This is a genomic window from Acidovorax sp. FHTAMBA (genome assembly GCF_038958875.1).
GTDB lineage: Bacteria > Pseudomonadota > Gammaproteobacteria > Burkholderiales > Burkholderiaceae_C > Acidovorax.
Genome location: NZ_CP152407.1, coordinates 376,524 through 398,899 on the forward strand (window position 1 = coordinate 376,524; position 22,376 = coordinate 398,899).

Consider the following 22,376-nt stretch of genomic DNA (forward strand, 5'->3'; position numbering starts at 1 on the left):
ACTCGCACCGTTTGTAGTTATCCGGGGTGAGAGCCGTTGCTGCAATAAGGAGGGGTCGAATGGCCCCGTCCGTACCCAAAAGCCTGGCAGGGCAACCTGCCAGGCTTTTTCATTGTCTGGGTTCGCAGGCTTTTGTCAAAAAATGTATCTCTAAGTTGAGCCTTGCTCCCTTGCTATTCGCCGACGTGAAGGCTCAAAGGGCATGAAAAAAGCGCCGCAAGCGGCGCTCTTTAAAAAAGCTGCGGTGCTTTTGAGGAGAAAATCCTAGTCAAAACGGCGTCCAGCGCTTATTGGACAAGCGCTAATAGCTATAAAAAACATAGCGTTCCGCCCTGAGCGCATTCAACCTGCGACTACAGCGAAAAAATCTTCCCCGGATTCAGGATGTTCTTCGGGTCCAGCGCACGTTTGATGGCCCGCATCATGTCCACCGCGCCAGCGCCGGTTTCATCCACCAGAAAGCCCATCTTGTGCAGGCCCACGCCGTGCTCGCCGGTGCAGGTGCCGCCCATGCTCAGCGCGCGGGCCACGAGCTTGTGGTTCAGGTCTTCAGCGGTCACGCGCTCTTCAGGGATGTTGGGGTCAAGCAGGTAGCCAAAGTGAAAATTGCCGTCGCCCACGTGGCCGACGAGGAAGTAGGGGATGCCGCTGTCCTCGGCCTCCTGCACCGAGTCGAGCAGGCAGTCGGCCAGGCGGCTGATGGGCACGCAGGTGTCGGTGCTGATGGCGCGGCAGCCGGGGCGGCTTTGCACGGCGGCGAAGTAGGCGTTGTGCCGGGCTGTCCACAGGCGTGTGCGCTCTTCGGGCGTGCTGGCCCATTCAAACGCGTTGCCCCCAAACTCGCTGGCGATGTCCTGCACCGTCTCGGCCTGCTCCTTCACGCTGGCGGGGGAGCCGTGGAATTCCATCAGCAGCATGGGTTCCTCGCGCAGGGTGAGCTTGCTGTGTGCGTTGACCATGCGCACGGTGTGGTGGTCGATGAGCTCCACGCGCGCAATCGGCACGCCCAGCTGGATGGTCTGGATGGTGGTGCGCACGGCCGCTTCAATGCTCGGGAACGAGCAGATGGCAGCGCTCACGGCCTCGGGCAGCGGGTACAGGCGCACCGTGATCTCGGTCATGATGCCCAACGTGCCTTCGCTGCCCACCATCAGGCGGGTTAGGTCGTAGCCGGCGCTGCTCTTCTTGGCGCGCGTGCCGGTGTGGATGACTTCGCCGCCGGCGGTGACCACCTGCAGCGCCAGCACGTTCTCGCGCATGGTGCCGTAGCGCACGGCGTTGGTGCCACTGGCGCGGGTAGCGCACATGCCGCCAATGCTGGCATCCGCACCGGGGTCGATGGGGAAGAACAGGCCCGTGTCCTTGATGGCCTCGTTGAGCTGCTTGCGTGTGATGCCGGGCTGCACGGTCACGGTGAGGTCTTCGGCGTTGATGCTCAACACGCGATTCATGCGGCTCACATCGATGCTGATGCCGCCCTGCACGGCCAGCAGATGGCCTTCGAGCGACGAGCCCGCGCCGTAGGGGATCACCGGCACTTCATATTCACTGGCGAGCTGCACCACATCGGCCACGTCCTGCGTGCTTTCGGCAAACACCACGGCACTGGGCGGTGGGGCCTGCAGCGAGCCCTCGTCGCGGCCGTGCTGCTCGCGCACCGCCTGGGCCAGGGAGCACTGCGCGCCAAAGCGCGCCTGCAGCCCGTCGATGAGGGCCTGTGGCACGTCCCGCAGGTGGATCTCGGGTAGGAGGTGGGCGGCGGCGGTCGGGGCGTTCATGGCATGTCTCCGGAAAGGGCCAAAAAGAATACCACCTGGATGTACTGCGCGACGCTTGGAACGTGCGAAGGCCTGTCCACGCCCTGGAGTTCCAGCGCAGACAGGCCTTCACGGGCTAGCACCCGTCTACGGGGGGAAGGCGTCGGCAGGGCATGGCGGCCCGGGCTGGCGCTTTCCGGGCAGGGTCAGGACTGTGCTCCTTTTTCAAACTCTTCGCGAGACAGCGTACCGTTCTTGTCGGTGTCGAGCTCGTTGAACCTCTGCACGATGGCCGGCAGGCGGGCAACTTCTTGCGCGCTCAGCTGGCCGTCCTGGTTGGTATCCGCCCGCTCGAACGCTGCGGACGCGGCGCTCGCGGTGGCGGGTGCCTTGGAGTTGGCGGGGGCCGGGCCGATGGTGTAGCCAGAGCCACTGCTCTGGGCGTTGCCTTTGCCGCCGGGACCGAACTGGGGGGATGCGCTTGCCGTTTGTGCGTGCAATGCGGCCGCGCCGCCCAAGGCAAGGGCCGCAAAAAGCATCACGCTGCGGGTATCGAACGAATAGCTGCGTCGTTGCAGTGCTTTCATAAGAGCCAGGCTCCTTCGAAGTTGAACAGGGCTTTATTGCACCGCGGCAGCACTGGCAGCGCCAGCACTCTTGCCCGCTGTTGCCCGTGCCAACATTTGCCAGCGCGGTGTAACGCTGTGGGGCCCGCGTGTGAACCTTTGTGGCCGGGTTGTGGCGAAATGTGTAGTCCGGACGACTGGCCCGGTGGCGGCGAGGGCTCTTTAGCCGGAGCAATCACCGTGTTGGCTGGCAGCGGCCACAATGGTCATATTCACCCGAGTGGGCCGCGCGGACCGTGCGCGCTCCTCGCGCCATTACATAACCATCACGAGGTCACCATGGGCAACCGGCTCACACAGATCGCAACCCGCACCGGCGATGCCGGCACCACCGGCCTGGGCAACAACCACCGGGTTTCCAAGAACAGCCTGCGCATTCACGCCATGGGCGATGTCGATGAGCTCAATTCGCACATCGGCCTGTTGCTGTGCGAGCCGCTGCCTGACGCCGTGCGCGGGTTGCTGGTGCAGGTGCAGCACCAGTTGTTCAACCTGGGTGGCGAGCTCTCGATCCCGGGGTTTGAACTGCTCAAGAAAGAGGCCGTGCTGCAGCTGGATGAGGCCCTGGAGGAGCACAACGCTGCACTGCCCCGGCTGCAGGAATTCATCCTGCCCGCAGGCACACGTGCGGCATCACAGGCCCACGTGTGCCGCACGGTAGCGCGGCGTGCCGAACGGGCGGTGGTGGCGCTGGGCAATGAGGAGGCGATCAACGACGCTCCACGCCAGTACCTCAACCGCCTGTCCGACCTGATGTTCGTGCTCGCCCGCGTGCTCAACCGCGTGGATGGCGGCGACGATGTGTACTGGAAGAGCGAGCGCCTGGCCCGGCAGGAAGTCGGCAGCGAGTAGCCGGAACCGCAGCGGGTTGCACCGGGGGCTGGTGCAATTTTTCTGGCTCCGGTTTTGCCCACCTTGGTTTATGCTGGCCTGAAACCCCCCCCATCCTTTGCTGTCCCTGCATTTCATGGCTGCCCACGTTCCCACCATGCTGGCGATGATCATCGTCAGTTCGCTGCTGATGGCGGCCTCCCTGGCCGTGGTGGGCTGGGGGCGACGACGCGATGGGCTGGGCTACTGGGCGGCGGGCCTGCTCGTCAACGCGCTGGGGCATGTGCTGCTCATGCTGCGCGGCCGGGTACCGGATGTGCTGTCCATCGTGGTGGGCAACCTGCTGTGGTCCTGTGTGTTCGTGGCGATGATTGCCGCCATCTACCAGTTCCAGGGGCGCCAGCCCCGCTGGCTGCTGCTGTTGGTGCCGCCGGCGCTGGTTACGGCACTGGTGATCGTGTTCATGGACAACTTCGCGGCGCGGGTGGGCTGGGTCGGTCTCATGATCGGGCTGCAGGCCCTGTGGGCGATGGCCATCGCGCTGGAGCACCGCCGGTCCACCGTGGGGCGCGGGCAGTGGCTGCTGGTGGCCGGGTTTGCGCTGGAAGGCGCGGTGTTGCTGGGCCGGTCGTTGCTGGCCATGGGGTTGCAGGGGGGCGCAGGCGCCACGAACATCCTGCAGGGCAGCGGCCTGCAGACCCTCACCTTTGTGGCCACGTTCACGGTGGTGCTGGTCAGCTCGATAGGGTTTGTGTTCATGTCACGCGACCGCGCCGACGAGAACAACCGCATGATGGCCGCGCTGGATCCGCTCACGGGGGTGGCCAATCGGCGCTCGCTGATTGCCGCGCTGGACCGTGACGTGGCCCGTGCCGTGCGCACCCGCGAATCGATCGCGCTCATGATGGTGGACATCGACCATTTCAAGCACGTGAATGACCGCTACGGCCATCCCGTGGGCGACCAGGTGCTGTGCAGTGTGGTGAATGTGCTCAGTGCGCGCGTGCGGTCGCAAGACCTGGTGGGCCGCTATGGCGGCGAGGAGTTCATGGTGGTGCTCCCCGACACCACGCTGGCAGGCGCCGAGCAGCTGGCGCGGTACCTGTGCAGGGCGGTGGAAGAATCCCGCTGCCCGGTTCGCACCAGCGGCGATGCGGGCGCGGGTGCTGCGAGCGCGGAGGGCCAGACCATTGCCGTCACCGTGAGCATCGGCGTGTTCGGTGGGCGCCTGGAGCCCGGCGACAGCTGGGACATGCTGATAGCGGCGGCAGACCGGGCGCTCTACGAGGCCAAGGAAAAAGGCCGCAACCGCGTGGAGGTGGCCACGGCCTTGCGGCGCCCCGCATCCCAGGCCACCGCCGACAGCTATTCGGGCGCGGACGCGGCATCCCGGTACTGAGCGCGGGCATGTGCGGCTAGGTTGGCGTCTGCACAGACCTTGTGTTGGAATGCAGGTTTCGGTCCACAAGATCACCCGTTTTCAGGAGAGCCTTTTTATGAACGCCCGTGTTCCCCCCAATGTCCTGCAACCTGCACTCGCCCTGGAGCGGGTGAGCCAGGCCTGGGACAACGACATCGTGCGCCAGCTCACCGACTACATCGCCATCCCCGCCAAGTCGCCGATGTTTTCGCCCGACTGGGCCGAGCAGGGCCTGCTGGACACCGTGGTGCGCAACGCCGCCGCCTGGGTCGAATCGCAGAAGGTGGAGGGGCTGAAGCTGGAAGTGGTGCGCCTGGAAGGCCGCACCCCCGTGCTGTTCTTCGAGATCGAGTCCACCCAGGCCGGCGCCACCGACACCGTGCTGATGTACGGCCACCTCGACAAGCAACCCGAGTTCTCTGGCTGGCGCAGCGATCTGGGCCCTTGGACCCCCAAGTACGAGGACGGCAAGCTCTACGGCCGCGGCGGCGCCGATGACGGCTACGCGGTGTATGCCAGCATTGCCGCCGTGCAGGAGCTCAAGCGCCAGAACGTGCCCCATCCGCGCATCGTGGGCCTGATCGAAACCTGCGAAGAAAGCGGCTCGCGCGACCTGCTGCCCTACATCGACGCCCTCAAGCCCCGCATGGGCAACGTGGCGCTGGTGGTGTGCCTGGACTCGGGCGCCGGCAACTACGAACAGCTGTGGCTCACCACCAGCCTGCGCGGCATGGCCACCGGCACGCTCAAGGTGGAGATCCTCACCGAGGGCATCCACTCCGGTGACGCCTCGGGCCTGGTGCCCTCGTCGTTCCGCATCATGCGCCAGGTGCTCGACCGGCTGGAAGACAGCAAGACCGGCCGTCTGCTGCCCCAGAGCTTCCACTGCGAAGTGCCCGCAGACCGCCTGGCCCAGGCCCGCGCCACGGCGGCCATCCTGGGCGAAGAGGTCTACCGCCGCTTTCCCTGGGCGCACTACGACTGCGGCGGCTCCACCACCTTCGCGCTGCCCACCACCACCGACCCGGTCCAGGCCCTGCTCAAGCGCACCTGGGAACCCACGCTCAGCGTCACCGGCGCCGAAGGCTTTCCCGCGCTTCAGGACGCCGGCAACGTGCTGCGCCCCTACACCGCCTTCAAGCTCAGCCTGCGCCTGCCCCCGCTGGTGGATGCAGCCCAGGCCGTGCAGGAGCTGAAAACCCTGCTCGAAGACAACGCGCCCTACCAGGCCAAGGTCACCTTCCAGGGCACCAGCGGCGCTACCGGCTGGAACGCGCCCAGCACCACGCCGTGGTTCGAGCAGGCGCTCAACGAGGCCTCCCAGGCGCATTTCGGCACGTCCTGCGGCTACATCGGCCAGGGCGGCACCATCCCGCTGATGAACATGCTCAGCGAAGGCTTCCCCACAGCGCAGATGATGGTCTGCGGCGTGCTCGGCCCCAAGAGCAACGCGCACGGCCCCAACGAGTTTTTGCATGTGCCTTACGCCAAGCGCCTTACGGCGTCGGTGGCCCATGTGATTGCCGCCATGGCGGAAAACTCGGTTACAACCCCCTGAGGCGCTGCGCGCCTTCCCCCCCTTCGCTCGAAGTCGCTGCGCGGCTTCGGGAAGGAGGACGATGCCCTCGCTGCGGGGCGGCCCTTGCTCGGCATCCCCGGTATTGCGCCCCGCCTGATCCGCGTTTTGTTCCCTTGTCCGACCCAGCCCTTTGACCATGACCCTCGACGACGACGAGCTTGCGCCCTCGACCCTGACCACCTTCACCGCCAGCGATGGCGAGAACCTGGCCGTGCAGGACTGGCCCTTGCCAGAAGGTGAGCCCTGCCGGGGGACAGTGCTGCTGGTGCACGGCCTGGGCGAGCATGTGGGCCGCTACGACGCACTGGCACGCCGCCTGAACGACTGGGGGTTTGCCGCGCGCGGCTACGACCAGTACGGCCATGGTGAATCGGCCGGGCCGCGCGGCGGGCTGACGTCGGACATGCGGCTGCTGGACGACCTTGCCGACCTGGTGGACGCCACCCGGGCGCGCGTCCCTGCAGGCCAGCCCCTGGTGCTGCTGGGCCACAGCATGGGTGGGCTGGTGGCGTCGCGCTTTGTGTCGCTGAAGATGCGGCCCGTGGATGCACTGGTGCTGTCTTCCCCCGCGCTCGACGCGGGGCTGGGCGCCGTGCAAAAGCTGCTGCTGGCCACCTTGCCGCACGTCGCACCCAACCTGCGGGTAGGCAACGGGCTGGACGCGCAGTACCTGTCGCACGACCCTGCCGTTGCCGCCGCCTACTTGGCCGATCCGCTGTGCCACGACCGCATCAGCGCCCGCCTGGCCCGCTTCATCGCCTCCGCCGGGCCCGCCACGGTGGCGCGGGCCGCGCACTGGAGCGTGCCCACGCTGCTGCTGTGGGCGGGCAGCGACAAGCTGGTCAACCCTGCCGGCAGCCGGGCGTTTGCCGCGGCAGCGCCCAAGGCCGTGGTGCAGTCCCACTGCTTCGAGCCCCTGTACCACGAGCTGTTCAACGAAAGCCCGGAACTGGCCGAGCCGGTGTTCGACATGCTCCGGCGGTGGCTGGTGCAGCGTTGTCCCGCGTGACTCAAAGCAAAAATGGGCTCCGGCGCTTGTGTGACAAGCGTTAGCAGCTATAAATAATATAGCATTTGTCCGTTTGTCAGGCTGGTGTCTCCGGCACCGCACGGCGGCGATGCCTTGCCAGCCATACCAGCGCCGCGCCTGTCACCGCAATGGGCACGAGCGAGCCCGCATTGAGCAGCGTCCAGCCCTGCGTGGTGACCAGCACCCCCGATGAAAAGGCACTGAGCGCGAGCGTGGCGTACACGCAGAAGTTGATGGCGGCCTGGGCGCGGTCTTTCTCCTCGGGGCGGTAGGCCGTCATGGCCAGGGCGGTGCCGCCGGTGAACAGAAAGTTCCAGCCAACGCCCAGCAGGAAGAGCGCGATGCCGAAGTGGTGCAGCTCCACACCCATCAGGGCCACGGCCACGCAAGCGAAGTTCAGCGCCACACCCGCGCCCATCACCGGCAGCACGCCCAGGCGCTTGATCAGGTGCCCGGTGAAGAAGCCGGGGGCAAACATGCCGATCACGTGCCATTCGAGCACCAGCGCGGACGCATCAAAGTCAAACCCGCACACCTGCATGGCCAGGGGCGTGGCGGCCATCAGCAGGTTCATCACGCCGTAGCCCAGCGCCGCGCCCAGGATGGCCACCACCATCGCGGGCTGGCGCAGCAGCACAGTCAAGGGGCGCCCCTGCTCGCGCTGGCCCGCCGCGTTGAGTACCACCGGCTGGGCTTCGAAGCGGATCGCCGACATGCACAGCATGGACAACAGCGCCACGCCGATCAGCGCGATGTAGGCGCCGGCAAACGGCACCGGGAACAAGGTGCGCGTGGCGCTGGCCAGATTGGGGCCCGCCACGGCGCCCAGCAGGCCCCCGGCCAGCACCAGCGACACGGCCTTTTCGCGGTAGTCCGGCTTGGCCAGCTCGGCGGCCGCAAAGCGGTACAGGCCGCCGTTGGCGCTGTAGTAGCCCGCCACCAGCGTAGCGGTGCACAGCAGCCAGAAGCTTGCGCTGAACGCCGCCCAGGCACACAGCGCGGCCGATGCCACGGCCACGGCCAGCCCGATCTGGAACGACACCTTGCGGCCCCAGCGCATCTGCGTCCTGGCCACCAGCGGTGTGGACAGCGCACCGCCCACCACATAGCCCATCACCGGCAGCGTGGCCATCCAGCCAAAGGGCGCGAGCTGCAGGCCCACCAGGCCATTGATGGCGATGAAGACAACGTTGTTGGTCAGGAAAAGGCCCTGGCACAGGGCCAGCAACCACAGGTTCTTGTTCACGGCAGGGGAGCGCTCGGGGCGTGCGGTAGGGCGTTGGGAGGGTGGACTGATGCAAGTCAAGGCCGGTCGGCAGGGCGGCGCACCGGGAAGGTAGGGGCACATCAAAACCCGACTGCATTGCTGCGGCATTGTGCACTGCCGTTGATGAAGATCAGCGGATGCGTGCGGCCTCCCCCGTATGGTCGCGCCCAGTGCTGTGGCTCCCTGTCGGGGCCGGCGTTTGAATGTTTGTGATGCAACCCCTGAACCCGATGGAGGCGGTGCGTGCCGACGAGGCTGCAGCCCCCGCCCTGGAACTCGTCTGCCCCGCCGGCAGCCTGCCCGCCCTGAAAGCTGCCGTGGACCACGGCGCCAACTGCGTCTACCTGGGCCTGCGTGATGCCACCAACGCGCGCAACTTTGCGGGCCTCAACTTTGACGAGGCCGCCATCGCCAACGGCATTGCCTATGCGCATGCACGCGGCTGCAAGGTCTTCATGGCGCTCAACACCTACCCGCAGGCCAGCAACCCCGGCCCGTGGCGCAGCGCACTGGACAAGGCGGTGGACCTGGGCGTGGACGCGGTCATCCTGGCCGACCCCGGCCTCATGCACTACGCGGTGCAGCGCCATCCCCGGCTGCGCCTGCACCTGTCGGTGCAGGGCTCGGCTACCAACTACGAGGCCATCAACTTCTACCGCGAGCAGTTCGGCATCGTGCGCGCGGTGCTGCCGCGTGTGCTCTCGATGGAGCAGGTGCGCCAGGTGATCGACCGCACGCCGGTCGAGATCGAAGTCTTCGGCTTTGGCAGCCTGTGTGTGATGGTCGAGGGGCGCTGCGCACTGTCGTCGTACGTGACCGGCGAATCGCCCAACACGCACGGCGTGTGCTCGCCCCCGAAGGCCGTGCGCTGGGTGGAGACGCCGCAGGGCCGCGAGTCGCGCCTGAACGGCGTGCTCATCGACCGCTATGCGCCCGGCGAGAACGCGGGCTACCCCACGCTGTGCAAGGGGCGTTTCGACGTGGGGGATGACGAGAACTACTACGCCATCGAAGAGCCCACCAGCCTCAACACGCTGGAGCTGCTGCCCCAGCTGCTCAAGATGGGCGTGCGCGCCATCAAGATCGAAGGCCGCCAGCGCAGCCCCGCGTATGTGGCGCAGGTCACCCAGGTCTGGCGCGAGGCCATGGACCAGTGCCTGGCCCACCCCCACCGCTACGCGCCCAAGACGCGCTGGATGGCCAGCCTGGACCAGGTGGCAGAAGGCCAGCAGCACACGCTGGGTGCTTACCACCGGCCGTGGAAATGAAATGATCAGGCGACAACCCCCTGAGCCGCTGCGCGGCTTCCCCCTTCTCTCTACGCGCTTCGCGCTGGGGGAAGGGGGACAACGCCAGCGCACGCCAGCGAAGCGCCGCGTACGCGGCTTGGCGGCCCTTGCGCGGCGTCCCCTGGCCTGGATCGCGCCAGATCGAAGGTCGGTGCGCCGCTTTGAATCCGAAATATCACGATGAAACCCCGGAGACCGCCCCATGAAACTCTCTCTCGGCCCGCTGCTGTACTACTGGCCCCGCGACACCGTGTTCGCGTTCTACGAGGCCATGGCCGCCACGCCTGTGGATGTGGTGTACCTGGGCGAGACGGTGTGCTCACGCCGCCATGAGCTGCGCCTGGCCGACTGGCTGGCGTTGGCGCGCATGCTGCGGGACTCGGGCAAGGAGGCGGTCTTGTCCAGCCAGGTGCTCATCGAGTCCAGCGCCGACGTGGGCGTGATGCACAAGATCACGGGCAACGGCGAGTTTCTGGTCGAGGCCAATGATATGGGGGCCGTGAGCTGCCTTGCGCGTGCTCCCGCCGGGCCGCAGGCCTTTGTGGCCGGACCGCACCTGAACCTGTACAACGCGCACTCGCTGCAATGGATGGCGCAGCTGGGCGCCACCCGCTGGGTGATGCCGCTCGAAATGTCGCAGGACGCCCTCTCCGCCGTGCTGGCGCAGCGGCCCGCAGGGTTGGAGACCGAGGTGTTTGCTTACGGGCGCATGCCACTGGCCTATTCGGCACGCTGCTTCACCGCGCGCCACCGCAACCTGCCCAAGGACGACTGCCAGTTCAGCTGCCTCGACCATGCTGACGGACTGCCGCTGCGCACGCGCGAGAGCGAGGGTTTTCTGGTGCTCAATGGCACACAAACGCAATCGGCCCGCGTCTACAACCTGGCCAACGAATTGGCCGCGATGCGCGCCCGGGGCGTGGACGTGGTGCGCCTGAGCCCGCAGGCCCAGCACATGCCGCAGGTGATCGCGGCGTTTGACGAAGCCCGCCGCGCCGTGGCTGCGGGGGATGCTGCCGAAAAGACCCCCGACTTTGTGGAGCGCATGCAGCCCTTCATGCCCGATCTGCCCTGCAACGGCTACTGGTTCGGGCGACCGGGCCTGGAGCAGGGGCTTCACGGCGCTGTGGGCAGTGCAGCCTCGCAGCCTGCCATGCATCCATAACGCGAAGCGAATCACCGCATGTACCCCGGCGAACGTTTCAACAGCATCAGCCACCTGGTGGGCGCCCTGCTGGCCACGGCGGGCACGGCCGTGCTCATCACCCTCGCGGCGCGCCTGGGCGACCCGTGGAAGGTGGTGGCGTTCAGCATCTACGGCGCCATGCTGGTGGCGCTGTACGCCGCCTCCACCGCGTACCACAGCGTGCGCCGGCGCCCCATCAAGGCCGTGCTGCAAAAGCTGGACCACTGCAGCATCTACCTGCTGATTGCGGGCAGCTACACGCCGTTTGCGCTGGTGTCGCTGCGCGGCGCCTGGGGCTGGTCGCTGCTGGGCGTGGTGTGGGGCCTGGCCCTGCTGGGCATTGCGCAGGAGATCTGGTGGGCGCGGGGTGCGCGGGTGTTGTCGCTGGTCATCTACGTGCTCATGGGCTGGCTGGCGCTGGTGGCCGTGGTGCCGCTGTGGCAGGCGCTCACGCCCGCCGGGTTTGCCTGGCTGCTGGCGGGCGGGGCCTGCTACACGCTGGGCATCGTTTTCTATGCGCTGGACCACCGCGTTCGCCACGGCCATGGGCTGTGGCACCTGTTTGTGCTGGGCGGCAGCGTCTGCCACTTCTTCACCGTGTTTTTCTACGTGGCCTGAGGGCCCGTCTTTGACCTATGGCTGCTTTCCCTTCTTCGCCCACGCCTGCCGCGAACCCACGGCTGGTGCCGCCGCCCGTGGGCGCTTTGCTGGCGCGCCTGCCCGCCTACCCCGGCTCGCTGCTGCTGGTGACGGCGCTCAACCTGGCGCTCGCGCGGCACCTGCCCGATGACGTGGGCCGCTTGTTGCTCCACAAGAAGATGCGAGTGCAGGTGCGCGATGCGCGCCTGGCCTTTGACTTTGCCTGGACAGGCCAGCGCTTCGCCCCCCATGCACCGCTGGTGCCGCCGCAGGTGGCCGACGTGACGCTGAGCGCCACGGCCCACGACTTCCTGCTGCTGGCCCAGCGCCAGCAAGACCCGGACACGCTGTTCTTCAGCCGCCGCCTGTCGATGGAGGGCGACACCGAGCTGGGCCTGGTGGTGAAGAACGCGCTCGATGCCATCGAGCTGCCGGTGCTGGACCCGCGCCAGTGGGCGCAGAGGCTGGCACCGCGCCAGGTGCTGGGCCACCTGCGGCGCCGCCTGGACCCCACACCACGCAACGGAGGATAAGCATGGCCACCGACACCCATCCCCAGAACCACCCCTTGGTCTATTCCTGCTCGGGCTGCTCCAGCGCCGCGCAGCTGGCCAACCACGTGGCGCTGCAGCTCGACCGGCGCGGCGTGGCCGAGATGTCGTGCATCGCCGGGGTGGGCGGCGACGTGCCGCACCTGATGAAGACCGTGCGCTCGGGCCGGCCCATCATCGCGCTCGACGGCTGTCCGCTGGTCTGCGTCAAAAGCACGCTGGCGCGCCACGGCATCGTGGCCGACCGGCACTACCAGCTGCAGCAATACGGTGTGAAAAAGCGCGCCCACGAAGACTTCGACCCCGTGCAGGCCGCGCTGGTGCTGGAGCAGGTGGAGGCCGACCAGCAGGCGCAGCCCTTGGCTCGCTCTGCCGCCGTGGAGCCCTCGCATGGCTGATGCTGCCCACACCCGCCGCATCATCGTCGCGATCTCGGGCGCCAGCGGCGCCGTGTATGGCGCGCGCCTCTTGCAGGTGCTGCAGGGCCAGAGCGGCATCGAGACGCACCTGGTCGTCTCCGACGCAGGCTGGCGCAACCTGCAGCACGAGCTGGACATGGACCGCGCTGCGGTGGAGGCCCTGGCGCACCGCGTGCACGACGTGGCCAACGTGGGTGCGGCCATTGCAAGTGGCTCGTTCCAGTGCCATGCCATGGTGGTGGCACCCTGCTCCATGCGCACACTCGCCGCCATTGCGCACGGCCTGGCCGACAACCTGCTCACGCGCGCGGCCGACGTGGCCCTCAAGGAGCGCCGCCGCCTGGTGCTGATGGTGCGCGAGTCGCCGCTGCACCTCACGCACCTGCGCAACATGGTGGCCGTGACCGAGATGGGCGGCATCATCTGCCCGCCGCTGCCCGCCTTCTACCTGCGCCCGCAGACCGTGGGCGAGGTGGTGGACTACAGCGTGGCGCGCGCGCTCGACCTTATCGATGTGCAGCACGACCTGGCGCCCCGGTGGCAGGGTCTGGAGCGGAGTGCTCCATAATTGATAGCTGTTTGCGCTTGTTGTACAAGCGCTAGCGGCCAATTTCATTCAAATTCTGGACCTGATATGGCCTACAGCGACCTGCGCGACTTCATGGCCCAGCTCGAAGCCACGGGTGATCTGCGCCGCGTGGCGGAGCCGGTGTCGCCCCACCTGGAGATGACCGCGCTCAGCGATCGCGTGCTGCGCGCAGGCGGCCCGGCGCTGCTCTTCACCCAGCCCACGGGCCACCGCATGCCGGTGCTCACCAACCTGTTTGGCACCACCGACCGCGTGGCCCGCGCCATGGGCGTGGCCGACCTGCGCGGTGTGCGCGCGCTGGGCGAATTGCTCGCCACGCTCAAGGAGCCCGAGGCCCCCAAAGGCTTCAAGGACATGCTGGGCATGGGCCAGCTGCTCAAGACCCTGTGGAACATGGCCCCGCACACCGTGGCGCGCGGCGCACCCTGCCAGCAGGAGGTGTGGGAAGGGCCCGATGTCGATCTGGCCCGCCTGCCCGTGCAGCACTGCTGGCCCGGCGACGTGGCCCCGCTCATCACCTGGGGTCTGACCATCACGCGCGGTCCGCGCAAGGCGCGGCAGAACCTGGGCATCTACCGCCAGCAGGTGCTCTCGCGTAACCAGGTCATCGTGCGCTGGCTGGCGCATCGGGGTGGCGCGCTGGACTTTGCCGATCACTGCGCTACGTACCCCGGCCAGCCCTACCCCGTGGCGGTGGCGCTGGGCGCCGACCCCGCCACGCTGCTGGGCGCCGTCACGCCCGTGCCCGATGCGTTGAGCGAGTACCAATTTGCAGGCCTGCTGCGCGGCGCACGCACGGAGGTGGCGCCCGCGGTGGGCGTGCCCCTGCAGGTGCCCGCCACCGCCGAAATCGTGCTCGAAGGCCACATCCAGCCCGATGCCCACCACGCGAGCGGCTGGCAGCACGCGCTGGAAGGGCCGTACGGCGACCACACCGGCTACTACAACGAATGCGCCGAATTCCCCGTGCTCACCGTGGATCGCATCACCCTGCGGCGCGACGCGATCTACCACAGCACCTACACCGGCAAACCGCCCGACGAGCCCGCCGTGCTGGGTTTGGCGATGAACGAGCTATTCATCCCGCTTTTGCAAAAGCAGTTCCCAGAGATCGTGGATTTCTACCTGCCGCCCGAAGGCTGCAGTTACCGCATGGCGGTGGTGAGCATCCGCAAGGCCTACGCAGGCCACGCGCGGCGCGTGATGATGGGCGTGTGGAGCCACCTGCGCCAGTTCATGTACACGAAATTTATCGTGGTGGTGGACGACGACGTGGACGTACGCGATTGGAAAGACGTGATCTGGGCTATCACCACCCGCATGGACCCGGCGCGCGACACGCTGCTGGTGGAGCACACGCCCATCGACTACCTGGACTTCGCCTCGCCCGTGAGCGGCCTGGGCAGCAAGATGGGGATGGACGCCACCAACAAATGGCCCGGCGAGACGCAGCGCGAGTGGGGCCGGCCCATGCGCATGGACGAAGCTGCGTCAGCCCGGGCGGAGGAGCTGTTTGCGGCGTTGGGCTTTTGAAAACCCGTTCATCCGCGCAGCAGCCTGTCCTCGGCCAGCGAGAGCGCGGCAGGGTGGCCCGACAACACGAGGGTGTCGCCTTCTGCCAGTTGCGCTTCGTCCACCGCGGGGCTCATGTGCCCATTGCCGCGCCGCAGGTTCACCACCCGCACACCCATCGCCGGCAGGGCCAGCTGTCCCAGGTTGCGGCCCAGCGAGGTGGCGCCGGGCGGCAGGTTGATGGTGGACAGGCGCTCCTGGTCGCGTTCGTGCACCGTGTCGTCGTCCGCGCCATGGAAGTAGCCGCGCAGCAGGTTGTAGCGCGCATCGCGCTGTTCCTGCACCAGCCGCAGCACGCGGCGCATGGGCACGCCCACCAGGGCCAGAGCGTGGCTGGCGAGCATCAGCGAGCCTTCGATGGCCTCGGGCACCACCTCGGTGGCGCCGGCCTCCTGCAGTTTGTCCAGGTACAGGTCGTCCTGCGTGCGCACCACCACCGGCACCTGCGGCGCGTGAGAGCGCGCATTGGCCAGCACCTTCAGCGCGGCGGGCACGTCGATATAGGTCACGGCCACGGCGCTGGCACGCACCAGGCCGGCGGCCATCAGCGCCTGCAGACGGGTGGCATCGCCGTACACCACCGAGTCGCCAGCCGCCGCGGCCTGGCGCACGCGGTCCGGGTCCAGGTCCAGCGCCATGTAGGGGATGCCCTCGTGCTCCAGCATGCGCGCCAGGTTCTGGCCGCAACGGCCGTAGCCGCAGATGATCACGTGCTTGCTGGTGTTGATGGATTTGCGCGCAATCGATGTCATCTGCAGCGACTGCTGCAGCCAGTCGCTGGCCACCAGCTTCATCACGATGCGGTTGCTGTACATGATGAGGAAGGGCGTGGCCAGCATGGACAGCACCATGGCCGCGAGGATGGGGTTTATCAGCGCCGGTTGCACCAGCCCGTTGCTCTGCGTGAGCGACAGCAGCACAAAACCGAACTCGCCCGCCTGCGCCAGGTACAGCCCGGTGCGCAGCGCCACGCCGGTGGTCGCACCCATGCCGCGCGCCAGGACCAGGATGATGGCGAGCTTGAGCCCCAGCGGCACCGTGAGCAGCAGCAGCACCAGGGCCCAGCGGTCCACCAGGATGTGCCAGTCCAGCATCATCCCGATGGTGATGAAGAAAAGGCCCAGCAGCACGTCGTGAAAGGGCCGGATGTCCGTGCCCACCTGGTGCTTGTATTCGGTCTCGGACACCAGCACGCCCGCAATGAAAGCGCCCAGCGCCAGGCTCAGGCCCGCCAGCTCGGTCAGCCAGGCCAGGCCCAGCGTGATCAGCAGCAGGTTCAGCATGAACAGCTCGTCGCTCTTGCGCCGCGCCACCAGCGTGAGCCACCAGCGCATCAGCCGCTGGCCGCCGGTGAGCAGCAGGCCCACGAGCACCGTGGCCTTGATCAGCGCCCACCCCAGCGAGGTCAGCAGCTGGTCGGGCGATGAACCGAGGGCCGGAATCAGCACCAGCAGCGGCACCACGGCCAGGTCCTGGAACAGCAGGATGCCCATCACGCGGCGGCCGTGCTCGCTCTCCAGCTCGGCCCGTTCGGCCATCAGCTTGACCACAATCGCCGTGCTGCTCATGGCCAGCACGCCCGACAGCGCCAGCGCCGTCTGCCAGCCCATGTCCCACACGCCGCCCACCCAGCGCGACAGCACCAGGGCCAGCCCGGTCACCACGGCCATGGTCAGCACCACCTGCATCAGCCCCAGGCCAAACACCTGCTTGCGCATGGCGCGCAGCTTGGGCAGGCTGAACTCCAGCCCGATGGCGAACATCAGGAACACCACGCCGAACTCGCCCAGGTGGCGCACACCTTCGGAGTTTTGCGCCAGTGCCAGTGCGTGCGGACCGATGAGCACGCCGGCGGCCAGGTAGCCGAGCATGGGGGGCAGCTTGAGGCTGCGGCAGACCACCACCCCCAGCACCGCGGCCAACAGGTAAAGCAGTGTGAGGGCGAGCGAAGACATGACAGCGATGCTATCCGAGCCTTGCCCGCCGCGCCTGTCCACCGCGCGCGAAAGCGCTGGCCGAGCCAGTGGGCTTGGTGCACCCTGCACGGTGGCAGGCAGGCCCGGTCGATAGAATCGCCATATGACTCCCGCCCCTGCCGCGTTGCCCCCTTTTGATGCTGATCAGGCCCTGCGTCTGGCCCGTGAGACCTTCGATATCGAGGCGGCGGCGTTGACCGGGCTTGCCGCCCGCGTCGATGGCGTGTTTGCCAAGGCCGTGCAGCTGGTGCTGCAGGCCCGGGGCCGGGTGGTGGTGATGGGCATGGGCAAGAGCGGCCATGTCGGCCGCAAGATCGCCGCCACGCTCGCCTCAACCGGCACACCCGCGTTCTTTGTGCATCCTGCCGAGGCCAGCCACGGCGATCTCGGGATGGTCACCGGCGACGATCTGGTGCTGGGCATCTCCAACAGCGGTGAAAGCGGTGAGCTCACTGCCATCCTGCCTGTGCTCAAACGCCTCGGTGCGCCGCTGATTGCCATCACGGGCGGCCTGCATTCCACGCTGGCCCGCCACGCCGACCTGGTGCTCGACTGCAGTGTGGAGCGTGAGGCCTGCCCCCTGAACCTGGCCCCCACCGCCAGCACCACGGCCCAGCTGGCCATGGGTGACGCCCTGGCCGTGGCCCTGCTCGATGCCCGGGGCTTTCGCCCCGAAGACTTTGCCCGATCCCACCCCGGCGGTGCGCTGGGCCGCAAGCTGCTCACCCATGTGAGCGACGTGATGCGCACCGGTGCCGAGGTGCCGCGTGTGCCGCCCGACGCATCGTTCAGCGGTCTCATGCGCGAAATGAGCGCCAAGGGCCTGGGCGCGTCGGCCATCGTCGATGCCGCCGGGCAGGTGCTGGGCATCTTTACCGACGGCGACCTGCGCCGCCGCATCGAGGCCGGGGCCGACCTGCGTTCCACCACCGCCGCCCAGGTCATGCACGCCAACCCGCGCCGCATCGCACCCGACGCCCTGGCCGTGGACGCCGCCGAAATGATGGAAGCGCATTCCATCACCAGCGTGCTGGTGGTGGACGCAGCGGGCGCCCTGGTGGGGGTGGTGCACATCGGCGACCTGATGCGCGCAAAAGTCATATGACCCCCCTGAGTCGCTTCGCGCCTTCCCCCCGAGGGGGACGCACCCCCTGGCCCGGCGAAGCCGGTTCCACGGGTGCACTCGCTTTGGCCGTCCCTGTTCAAACTCTGTGTAATGACCTCTGACGCAACCTTTCCCGTGCTGCAATTCCCCCCCGAGTTGCTGCTGCGCGCCCAGGGCGTGCGCGTGGCCTTTTTCGACGTGGATGGCGTGCTCACCGATGGGGGCCTGTATTTCAGCGAAACGGGCGAGACACTCAAGCGTTTCAACACGCTGGACGGCCACGGCCTCAAACTGCTGCAAAAGGCAGGCATCACCCCCGCCGTGATCACCGGCCGCGACTCTGCCCCGCTGCGCGTGCGCCTGAAGGCCCTGGGCGTGGAGCATGCGGTGTTTGGCACCGAAGACAAGCGCCCCGCTGCGGAGCAGATGCTGGCCACGCTGGGCCTTGGCTGGGCGCAGGCGGCGGCCATGGGCGACGACTGGCCCGACCTGCCCGTGATGCGCCGCAGCGCCTTTGCCTGCGCGCCCGCCAACGCCCAGACCGAGGTGCGCCACGCGGCGCATTTCGTCACCCAGGCGCGTGGGGGCGACGGGGCAGCCCGTGAGTTGTGCGATCTGCTGCTGGTGGCCACGGGCCGCTATGCGCAACTGCTGGAACAGTACACCGCATGAGCAGCAACGATGACCGCCACACCCTTTTCTGCGGGGCAGCCGCGTGAAGCGCCCGCTGATTCGCCAGGGCTGGGAGCAGCTCTCGCTGTATCTGCCGGTCGTGATCATGGGGTTTCTGGCGCTGGGCACGTGGTGGCTGGTGCGCAATGCACCCATGCCCCAGCTGCCTTCCCTGGAGCGACCCCTGGGACATCAGCCGGACTATTTCATGAAGTCGTTTTCCGTCAAGAGCTTTGACGCCACCGGGCGGCTGCAGAGCGAGGTGCGGGGCGACGAAGCGCGGCACTACCCCGACACCGACACGCTGGAGATTGACCAGGTCCGCATGCGCTCGGTGACGCCGCAGGGCCGTCTGACGGTGGCTACGGCCAATCGTGCCCTGACCAACGCCGATGCTTCGGAAGTGCAGCTTTTCGGCAATGCCATCGTCACCCGCGAGCCGTTGCCGGCCAAGCCGGGCGCGCCCGCCCAGCCCCGGCTGGAGTTTCGGGGTGAATTTCTGCACGCCTATACCGGTACGGAGCGCGTACGGTCCGACCAGCCCGTCACGCTCATCCGCGGCAATGACCGTTTCACCGCAGAGTCCATGGACTACGACAACCTGGACCAGGTGCTGCAGCTGCGCGGGCGCGTGCGTGGCGTTCTCCAGCCCGGCACGGCCAAGCCCTAACCTGCCCGCATCAGCCGCCAGACCGCATGACCACCACACCCCTCGTCTTCATCACCGGCGCATCCAGCGGCATTGGCCAGGCGCTGGCGCTGCGGTTTTACCGCGCTGGCTTTCGCCTCGCATTGGTGGCACGGCGCGCTTCTGAGATAAAAACGTGGGCTGAGGCACAGGGGATAAGCGCCAATAGCTATGAAATTTATAGTGCAGACGTTGCCGTAACAGACAGCATCGTCGCAGCGGGCAAGGACTGCATCGCGCAGCAGGGGGTGCCCGACGTGGTCGTGGCGAATGCCGGCATCAGTGTGGGAATGGACACGGGTGTGCGCGATGACATTGACGTGATGGCACGCACCTTCGCCACCAACAACATCGGCATGGCGGCCACCTTCCATCCCTTTGTCGATGCCATGGTGCAGCGGGGCAGCGGCACCCTGGTCGGCATCGGCAGCGTGGCGGGGATACGGGGCCTGCCAGGACACGGCGCTTACTGCGCCAGCAAGGCGGCTGTCATCAGCTATTGCGAGAGCCTGCGCGGAGAAATGCGGCCCCACGGACTCCGCGTGGTCACCCTTTCGCCGGGCTATATCGACACCCCCCTCACGCGCAAGAATCGTTACAGCATGCCGTTCCTGATGCAGGCGGATGATTTTGCAGACCGGGCCTTCCGCTCCATCACGGCGGGCACCAGCTACCGCGTCATTCCGTGGCAGATGGGGGTGGTTGCGAAATTGCTGCGCCTGGTGCCCAACCCGCTGTTCGACAAGCTGCTGGCAGGGCGCCCCCGCAAGCGCCGCCAGAGCGAGCAGTAGACAAAGCGCGCGCACATCCATTTTTTGTGCAGTGCCAGCCAGCGCCAGGCGTAAAAAAAGCCCCCGAGGGGGCTTTCAGAGAAATCCTGCCGGCGAGGCATCAGTAGCCATTGCCACCACCACCGTAGCCGCCACCACCGCCACTGCGACCACCGCCGCCATTGCGTGAGCCGGATCCATAGGGACTGCGAAAACCGCCTTCGCTGCGGCCGCCGCCACCGCCACCGCCATAGCCACCACCGCCTTCGCGGTTTCCACCATAGCCGCCACCGCCACCACCTTCACGGCCGCCGCCATAGCCACCGCCACCGCCACCGCCACCGCCACCGCCACCGCCGTATCCACCCCCCCCGCTGCGACCACCACCGCCGCCGCCGTAGCCACCACCACCGCCACCAAACCCACCGCTGCGTGGAGGGCGGGGTTCCATGGGGCGGGCTTCATTGACAACAATGCTGCGGCCTCCCAGCGGCTGCCCGTTCATGCCGCTGATGGCAGCCTGGGCCTCTGCGTCGCTGCCCATCTCCACAAAGCCAAAGCCCTTGGACCGACCCGTGTCGCGTTCCATCATCACCTTGGCGCTGGTCACCGCACCAAACTGGCCAAAGGCCTGCTCCAGATCGCCGTCGCGCACCGAGTACGGAAGATTGCCGACGTACAGTTTGTTGCCCATCGAGGGACTCCTCAAAAACACATGGATAAAGCGATGGAGTTCCGAAAACGCAGCCAGCTAATCTCAATGACGCTCTCAGCGAAACTGACGGATCACCGCAAACTTGTAAAGCGCGAAAAATCGCGCCAACTCATTATGCGCCACACTTTTGCGGAAAAGGCAAGCATCAATTTGTGCTGTGGCGTCCATGCTGCGCGGCCATGAAAAAAGGAGCCCTTGGGCTCCTTTTTTTGCCTCAGTCAACCCAGAAGGGTCGACTGAAAGGGCTTTTTAGTAGTTGCTACGGCCACCGCCGTAACCACCACCGCCGCCGCCGCTACGGCCACCGCCGTAACCGCCGCCACCACCACCGCCGTAGCCGCCACCACCACCGCCGCCGCCGAAGCCGCCGCTGCGGGGAGCGCGGGGCTCCATGGGACGGGCTTCGTTGACCACGAGGTCACGGCCGCCAAAGTTGGTGCCATGCACGCCCTGGATGGCGGCTTGGGCTTCAGCATCGCTGCCCATTTCGACAAAGCCGAAACCCTTGGAACGGCCGGTGTCGCGCTCCATCATGACCTTGGCGCTGCCGACGGAACCGTACTGGCTGAAGGTCTGCTGCAGATCTTCGTCGCGGAAAGAATAGGGCAGGTTGCCCACGTAAAGTTTGTTGCCCATGAAGGACTCCTGAAAAAACACAAAAACGCGATGGAGTCCGACGCAATCAACAAACCTGTGACGACTTCAAAGACGCGAAACTGACCATTCACCGCTAAGCTAACTGCTTTCCTGCACGCAGAAAAGCGAACCCATTATTAATCACTTTTATGGGCGTTGTGGGTTTTATTTGTGAGGTTTCCGGTCCAAAGCCCTGTATTGGTGTGGTTTGCAGGGAAATCCCCATAGGGGTCGATGGGATAAAATCGACGCGTCTTTGGGGAGTAGCCCGCCCGGCCGCGCAATGCGCCGGGGGCATGCGTCAACACACTTGGGCTCTGTGAGCCTATGGCGTATGCGGTTTTTGAGCTGGGCGAGACCATTGACTGCACGCCGATCCCAATGGCCGGAGTCGGGGCGCAGTCAATGCGTTTTCCACCCATCCGGCCGGACAGGACCCCCTCCCATGGAAGCCTTCTTCATTTCCACCGCCATCGTTGCGCTCGCCGAGATGGGCGACAAGACGCAGCTGCTCGCGCTGGTGCTGGCGGCACGTTTTCGCAAACCCTGGCCCATCGTGCTGGGCATTCTGGTCGCCACACTGGTGAATCACGGCCTGGCCGGCGCGGTCGGTGCCTGGGTCACCACGTTCCTGGGGCCGCAGATGCTGCGCTGGATATTGGGGGCATCGTTCATCGCCATGGCGGTGTGGATGCTGATCCCCGACAAGCTCGACGAAGGCGAAGCCGACGGATCGCCACGCTGGGGGGTGTTTGGCACCACCGTGGTCGCATTCTTCCTGGCCGAGATGGGCGACAAGACCCAGATCGCCACCGTCATGCTGGCTGCGCAGTACAACGCCTACCTGTGGGTGGTGGCCGGCACCACGCTCGGCATGATGATCGCCAATGCGCCGGTGGTGTGGCTTGGCGAGCGCATCACTCGCCGCGTGCCCATTCGCGCCGTCCATGTGGTCTCGGCGGTGATTTTTCTGGTGCTGGGGTTGGTGGCGATCTTCACGCCCGCCGGGTGAGCAGCAGCGGCCGTTTTGGTATATTTGCCAGACGCGCCGATTTGCCA

22 protein-coding genes and 1 riboswitch are annotated in these 22,376 nt (G+C 66.8%); of the genes, 16 read left to right on the forward strand and 6 right to left on the reverse strand.

Going from position 1 to position 22,376, the window contains the following annotated elements; translation table 11 throughout:
* Positions 1-353: 353 nt before the first annotated feature.
* Complete coding sequence (locus AAFF19_RS01685) at positions 354-1,778, reverse strand: FAD-linked oxidase C-terminal domain-containing protein (protein WP_182119342.1); 1,425 nt, start codon at positions 1,776-1,778, stop codon at positions 354-356.
* A 185-nt stretch (positions 1,779-1,963) separates the two neighbouring features.
* Positions 1,964-2,344 carry an EF-hand domain-containing protein gene (locus tag AAFF19_RS01690; protein ID WP_182119341.1) on the reverse strand — a complete coding sequence of 127 codons (381 nt, stop codon included), beginning with the start codon at positions 2,342-2,344 and terminating at the stop codon, positions 1,964-1,966.
* 318 nt (positions 2,345-2,662) lie between these two features.
* Here AAFF19_RS01690 and AAFF19_RS01695 point away from each other — a divergent pair, with 318 nt between their 5' ends.
* The 4 genes from AAFF19_RS01695 (at position 2,663) to AAFF19_RS01710 (ending at position 7,222) form a co-directional block, all read left to right on the forward strand.
* Entirely contained in the window at positions 2,663-3,235 is a 573-nt protein-coding gene (locus AAFF19_RS01695) for a cob(I)yrinic acid a,c-diamide adenosyltransferase (protein ID WP_182119340.1), read from the forward strand.
* 115 nt (positions 3,236-3,350) lie between these two features.
* Positions 3,351-4,613 carry a GGDEF domain-containing protein gene (locus AAFF19_RS01700; RefSeq protein WP_182119339.1) on the forward strand — a complete coding sequence of 421 codons (1,263 nt, stop codon included), beginning with the start codon at positions 3,351-3,353 and terminating at the stop codon, positions 4,611-4,613.
* A gap of 97 nt (positions 4,614-4,710) precedes the next feature.
* Positions 4,711-6,192, forward strand: coding sequence for a M20 family metallopeptidase (locus AAFF19_RS01705; RefSeq protein ID WP_182119338.1), 1,482 nt, complete (start codon positions 4,711-4,713; stop codon positions 6,190-6,192).
* 157 nt (positions 6,193-6,349) lie between these two features.
* Positions 6,350-7,222 (forward strand): alpha/beta hydrolase, encoded by an 873-nt coding sequence (locus AAFF19_RS01710; RefSeq protein ID WP_182119337.1) that lies wholly within the window; start codon positions 6,350-6,352, stop codon positions 7,220-7,222.
* 76 nt (positions 7,223-7,298) lie between these two features.
* Here AAFF19_RS01710 and AAFF19_RS01715 read toward each other — a convergent pair whose 3' ends face one another.
* Complete coding sequence (locus tag AAFF19_RS01715; protein ID WP_008904616.1) at positions 7,299-8,489, reverse strand: MFS transporter; 1,191 nt, start codon at positions 8,487-8,489, stop codon at positions 7,299-7,301.
* A gap of 233 nt (positions 8,490-8,722) precedes the next feature.
* Between AAFF19_RS01715 and AAFF19_RS01720 the strand changes: the two genes are divergently transcribed.
* The 7 genes from AAFF19_RS01720 to ubiD all read left to right on the forward strand — a co-directional run bounded on the left by AAFF19_RS01720 (position 8,723) and on the right by ubiD (position 14,716).
* On the forward strand, positions 8,723-9,778 hold the full coding sequence (locus AAFF19_RS01720; RefSeq protein ID WP_182119336.1) for a peptidase U32 family protein: 1,056 nt from the start codon (positions 8,723-8,725) through the stop codon (positions 9,776-9,778).
* 223 nt (positions 9,779-10,001) lie between these two features.
* Positions 10,002-10,964 carry a U32 family peptidase gene (locus AAFF19_RS01725; RefSeq protein WP_182119335.1) on the forward strand — a complete coding sequence of 321 codons (963 nt, stop codon included), beginning with the start codon at positions 10,002-10,004 and terminating at the stop codon, positions 10,962-10,964.
* An 18-nt stretch (positions 10,965-10,982) separates the two neighbouring features.
* Positions 10,983-11,603 carry a hemolysin III family protein gene (locus AAFF19_RS01730; protein WP_182119334.1) on the forward strand — a complete coding sequence of 207 codons (621 nt, stop codon included), beginning with the start codon at positions 10,983-10,985 and terminating at the stop codon, positions 11,601-11,603.
* 17 nt (positions 11,604-11,620) lie between these two features.
* Complete coding sequence (locus AAFF19_RS01735; protein WP_182119333.1) at positions 11,621-12,157, forward strand: SCP2 sterol-binding domain-containing protein; 537 nt, start codon at positions 11,621-11,623, stop codon at positions 12,155-12,157.
* A gap of 2 nt (positions 12,158-12,159) precedes the next feature.
* Positions 12,160-12,573: a putative zinc-binding protein gene (locus tag AAFF19_RS01740; RefSeq protein WP_085942542.1), complete on the forward strand. Its 414-nt coding sequence runs from the start codon at positions 12,160-12,162 to the stop codon at positions 12,571-12,573.
* Positions 12,566-13,162, forward strand: a complete 597-nt coding sequence (locus tag AAFF19_RS01745; protein ID WP_182119332.1) for a UbiX family flavin prenyltransferase — start codon at positions 12,566-12,568, stop codon at positions 13,160-13,162. Before AAFF19_RS01740 ends, AAFF19_RS01745 begins: the two co-directional genes overlap by 8 nt.
* A gap of 66 nt (positions 13,163-13,228) precedes the next feature.
* The gene (gene ubiD / locus AAFF19_RS01750; RefSeq protein WP_342721147.1) at positions 13,229-14,716 is read left to right on the forward strand and encodes a 4-hydroxy-3-polyprenylbenzoate decarboxylase; all 1,488 of its coding nucleotides are present in this window, start codon (positions 13,229-13,231) and stop codon (positions 14,714-14,716) included.
* Positions 14,717-14,724: 8 nt separating this feature from the next.
* On the opposite strand, the gene AAFF19_RS01755 is transcribed toward ubiD, so the two are convergent.
* The gene (locus AAFF19_RS01755; RefSeq protein ID WP_342721148.1) at positions 14,725-16,710 is read right to left on the reverse strand and encodes a monovalent cation:proton antiporter-2 (CPA2) family protein; all 1,986 of its coding nucleotides are present in this window, start codon (positions 16,708-16,710) and stop codon (positions 14,725-14,727) included.
* A 124-nt stretch (positions 16,711-16,834) separates the two neighbouring features.
* Between AAFF19_RS01755 and AAFF19_RS01760 the strand changes: the two genes are divergently transcribed.
* From AAFF19_RS01760 to AAFF19_RS01775, 4 genes are all read left to right on the forward strand, one after another.
* Positions 16,835-17,836, forward strand: a complete 1,002-nt coding sequence (locus AAFF19_RS01760) for a KpsF/GutQ family sugar-phosphate isomerase (protein ID WP_182119329.1) — start codon at positions 16,835-16,837, stop codon at positions 17,834-17,836.
* Positions 17,837-17,947: 111 nt separating this feature from the next.
* A complete protein-coding gene (locus AAFF19_RS01765) occupies positions 17,948-18,508 on the forward strand; it encodes an HAD hydrolase family protein (RefSeq protein ID WP_182119328.1) in 561 nt (186 codons plus the stop codon).
* Positions 18,509-18,551: 43 nt separating this feature from the next.
* Positions 18,552-19,178, forward strand: coding sequence for an LPS export ABC transporter periplasmic protein LptC (lptC, locus tag AAFF19_RS01770; protein ID WP_008904605.1), 627 nt, complete (start codon positions 18,552-18,554; stop codon positions 19,176-19,178).
* A 26-nt stretch (positions 19,179-19,204) separates the two neighbouring features.
* Complete coding sequence (locus AAFF19_RS01775) at positions 19,205-19,987, forward strand: SDR family oxidoreductase (protein WP_182119327.1); 783 nt, start codon at positions 19,205-19,207, stop codon at positions 19,985-19,987.
* A 100-nt stretch (positions 19,988-20,087) separates the two neighbouring features.
* Here AAFF19_RS01775 and AAFF19_RS01780 read toward each other — a convergent pair whose 3' ends face one another.
* Together AAFF19_RS01780 and AAFF19_RS01785 are read right to left on the reverse strand one after the other, a co-directional pair.
* The gene (locus AAFF19_RS01780) at positions 20,088-20,660 is read right to left on the reverse strand and encodes an RNA-binding protein (protein WP_342721149.1); all 573 of its coding nucleotides are present in this window, start codon (positions 20,658-20,660) and stop codon (positions 20,088-20,090) included.
* A 270-nt stretch (positions 20,661-20,930) separates the two neighbouring features.
* Entirely contained in the window at positions 20,931-21,317 is a 387-nt protein-coding gene (locus AAFF19_RS01785) for an RNA-binding protein (RefSeq protein WP_342721150.1), read from the reverse strand.
* A gap of 246 nt (positions 21,318-21,563) precedes the next feature.
* A riboswitch (yybP-ykoY riboswitch) is annotated at positions 21,564-21,750 on the forward strand.
* Between the two features lie 12 nt (positions 21,751-21,762).
* Between AAFF19_RS01785 and AAFF19_RS01790 the strand changes: the two genes are divergently transcribed.
* Complete coding sequence (locus AAFF19_RS01790) at positions 21,763-22,329, forward strand: TMEM165/GDT1 family protein (RefSeq protein ID WP_008904601.1); 567 nt, start codon at positions 21,763-21,765, stop codon at positions 22,327-22,329.
* The last annotated feature ends 47 nt before the right edge of the window (positions 22,330-22,376 follow it).

Bases quoted from the DNA above. Each gene is read 5' to 3' on its own strand.
- AAFF19_RS01685 (WP_182119342.1), bottom strand. From the start codon at position 1,778: ATGAACGCCCCGACCGCCGCCGCCCACCTCCTACCCGAGATCCACCTG.
- AAFF19_RS01690 (WP_182119341.1), bottom strand. From the start codon at position 2,344: ATGAAAGCACTGCAACGACGCAGCTATTCGTTCGATACCCGCAGCGTG.
- AAFF19_RS01695 (WP_182119340.1), top strand. From the start codon at position 2,663: ATGGGCAACCGGCTCACACAGATCGCAACCCGCACCGGCGATGCCGGC.
- AAFF19_RS01700 (WP_182119339.1), top strand. From the start codon at position 3,351: ATGGCTGCCCACGTTCCCACCATGCTGGCGATGATCATCGTCAGTTCG.
- AAFF19_RS01705 (WP_182119338.1), top strand. From the start codon at position 4,711: ATGAACGCCCGTGTTCCCCCCAATGTCCTGCAACCTGCACTCGCCCTG.
- AAFF19_RS01710 (WP_182119337.1), top strand. From the start codon at position 6,350: ATGACCCTCGACGACGACGAGCTTGCGCCCTCGACCCTGACCACCTTC.
- AAFF19_RS01720 (WP_182119336.1), top strand. From the start codon at position 8,723: ATGCAACCCCTGAACCCGATGGAGGCGGTGCGTGCCGACGAGGCTGCA.
- AAFF19_RS01725 (WP_182119335.1), top strand. From the start codon at position 10,002: ATGAAACTCTCTCTCGGCCCGCTGCTGTACTACTGGCCCCGCGACACC.
- AAFF19_RS01730 (WP_182119334.1), top strand. From the start codon at position 10,983: ATGTACCCCGGCGAACGTTTCAACAGCATCAGCCACCTGGTGGGCGCC.
- AAFF19_RS01735 (WP_182119333.1), top strand. From the start codon at position 11,621: ATGGCTGCTTTCCCTTCTTCGCCCACGCCTGCCGCGAACCCACGGCTG.
- AAFF19_RS01740 (WP_085942542.1), top strand. From the start codon at position 12,160: ATGGCCACCGACACCCATCCCCAGAACCACCCCTTGGTCTATTCCTGC.
- AAFF19_RS01745 (WP_182119332.1), top strand. From the start codon at position 12,566: ATGGCTGATGCTGCCCACACCCGCCGCATCATCGTCGCGATCTCGGGC.
- ubiD (WP_342721147.1), top strand. From the start codon at position 13,229: ATGGCCTACAGCGACCTGCGCGACTTCATGGCCCAGCTCGAAGCCACG.
- AAFF19_RS01755 (WP_342721148.1), bottom strand. From the start codon at position 16,710: ATGTCTTCGCTCGCCCTCACACTGCTTTACCTGTTGGCCGCGGTGCTG.
- AAFF19_RS01760 (WP_182119329.1), top strand. From the start codon at position 16,835: ATGACTCCCGCCCCTGCCGCGTTGCCCCCTTTTGATGCTGATCAGGCC.
- AAFF19_RS01765 (WP_182119328.1), top strand. From the start codon at position 17,948: ATGACCTCTGACGCAACCTTTCCCGTGCTGCAATTCCCCCCCGAGTTG.
- AAFF19_RS01775 (WP_182119327.1), top strand. From the start codon at position 19,205: ATGACCACCACACCCCTCGTCTTCATCACCGGCGCATCCAGCGGCATT.
- AAFF19_RS01780 (WP_342721149.1), bottom strand. From the start codon at position 20,660: ATGGGCAACAAACTGTACGTCGGCAATCTTCCGTACTCGGTGCGCGAC.
- AAFF19_RS01785 (WP_342721150.1), bottom strand. From the start codon at position 21,317: ATGGGCAACAAACTTTACGTGGGCAACCTGCCCTATTCTTTCCGCGAC.
- AAFF19_RS01790 (WP_008904601.1), top strand. From the start codon at position 21,763: ATGGAAGCCTTCTTCATTTCCACCGCCATCGTTGCGCTCGCCGAGATG.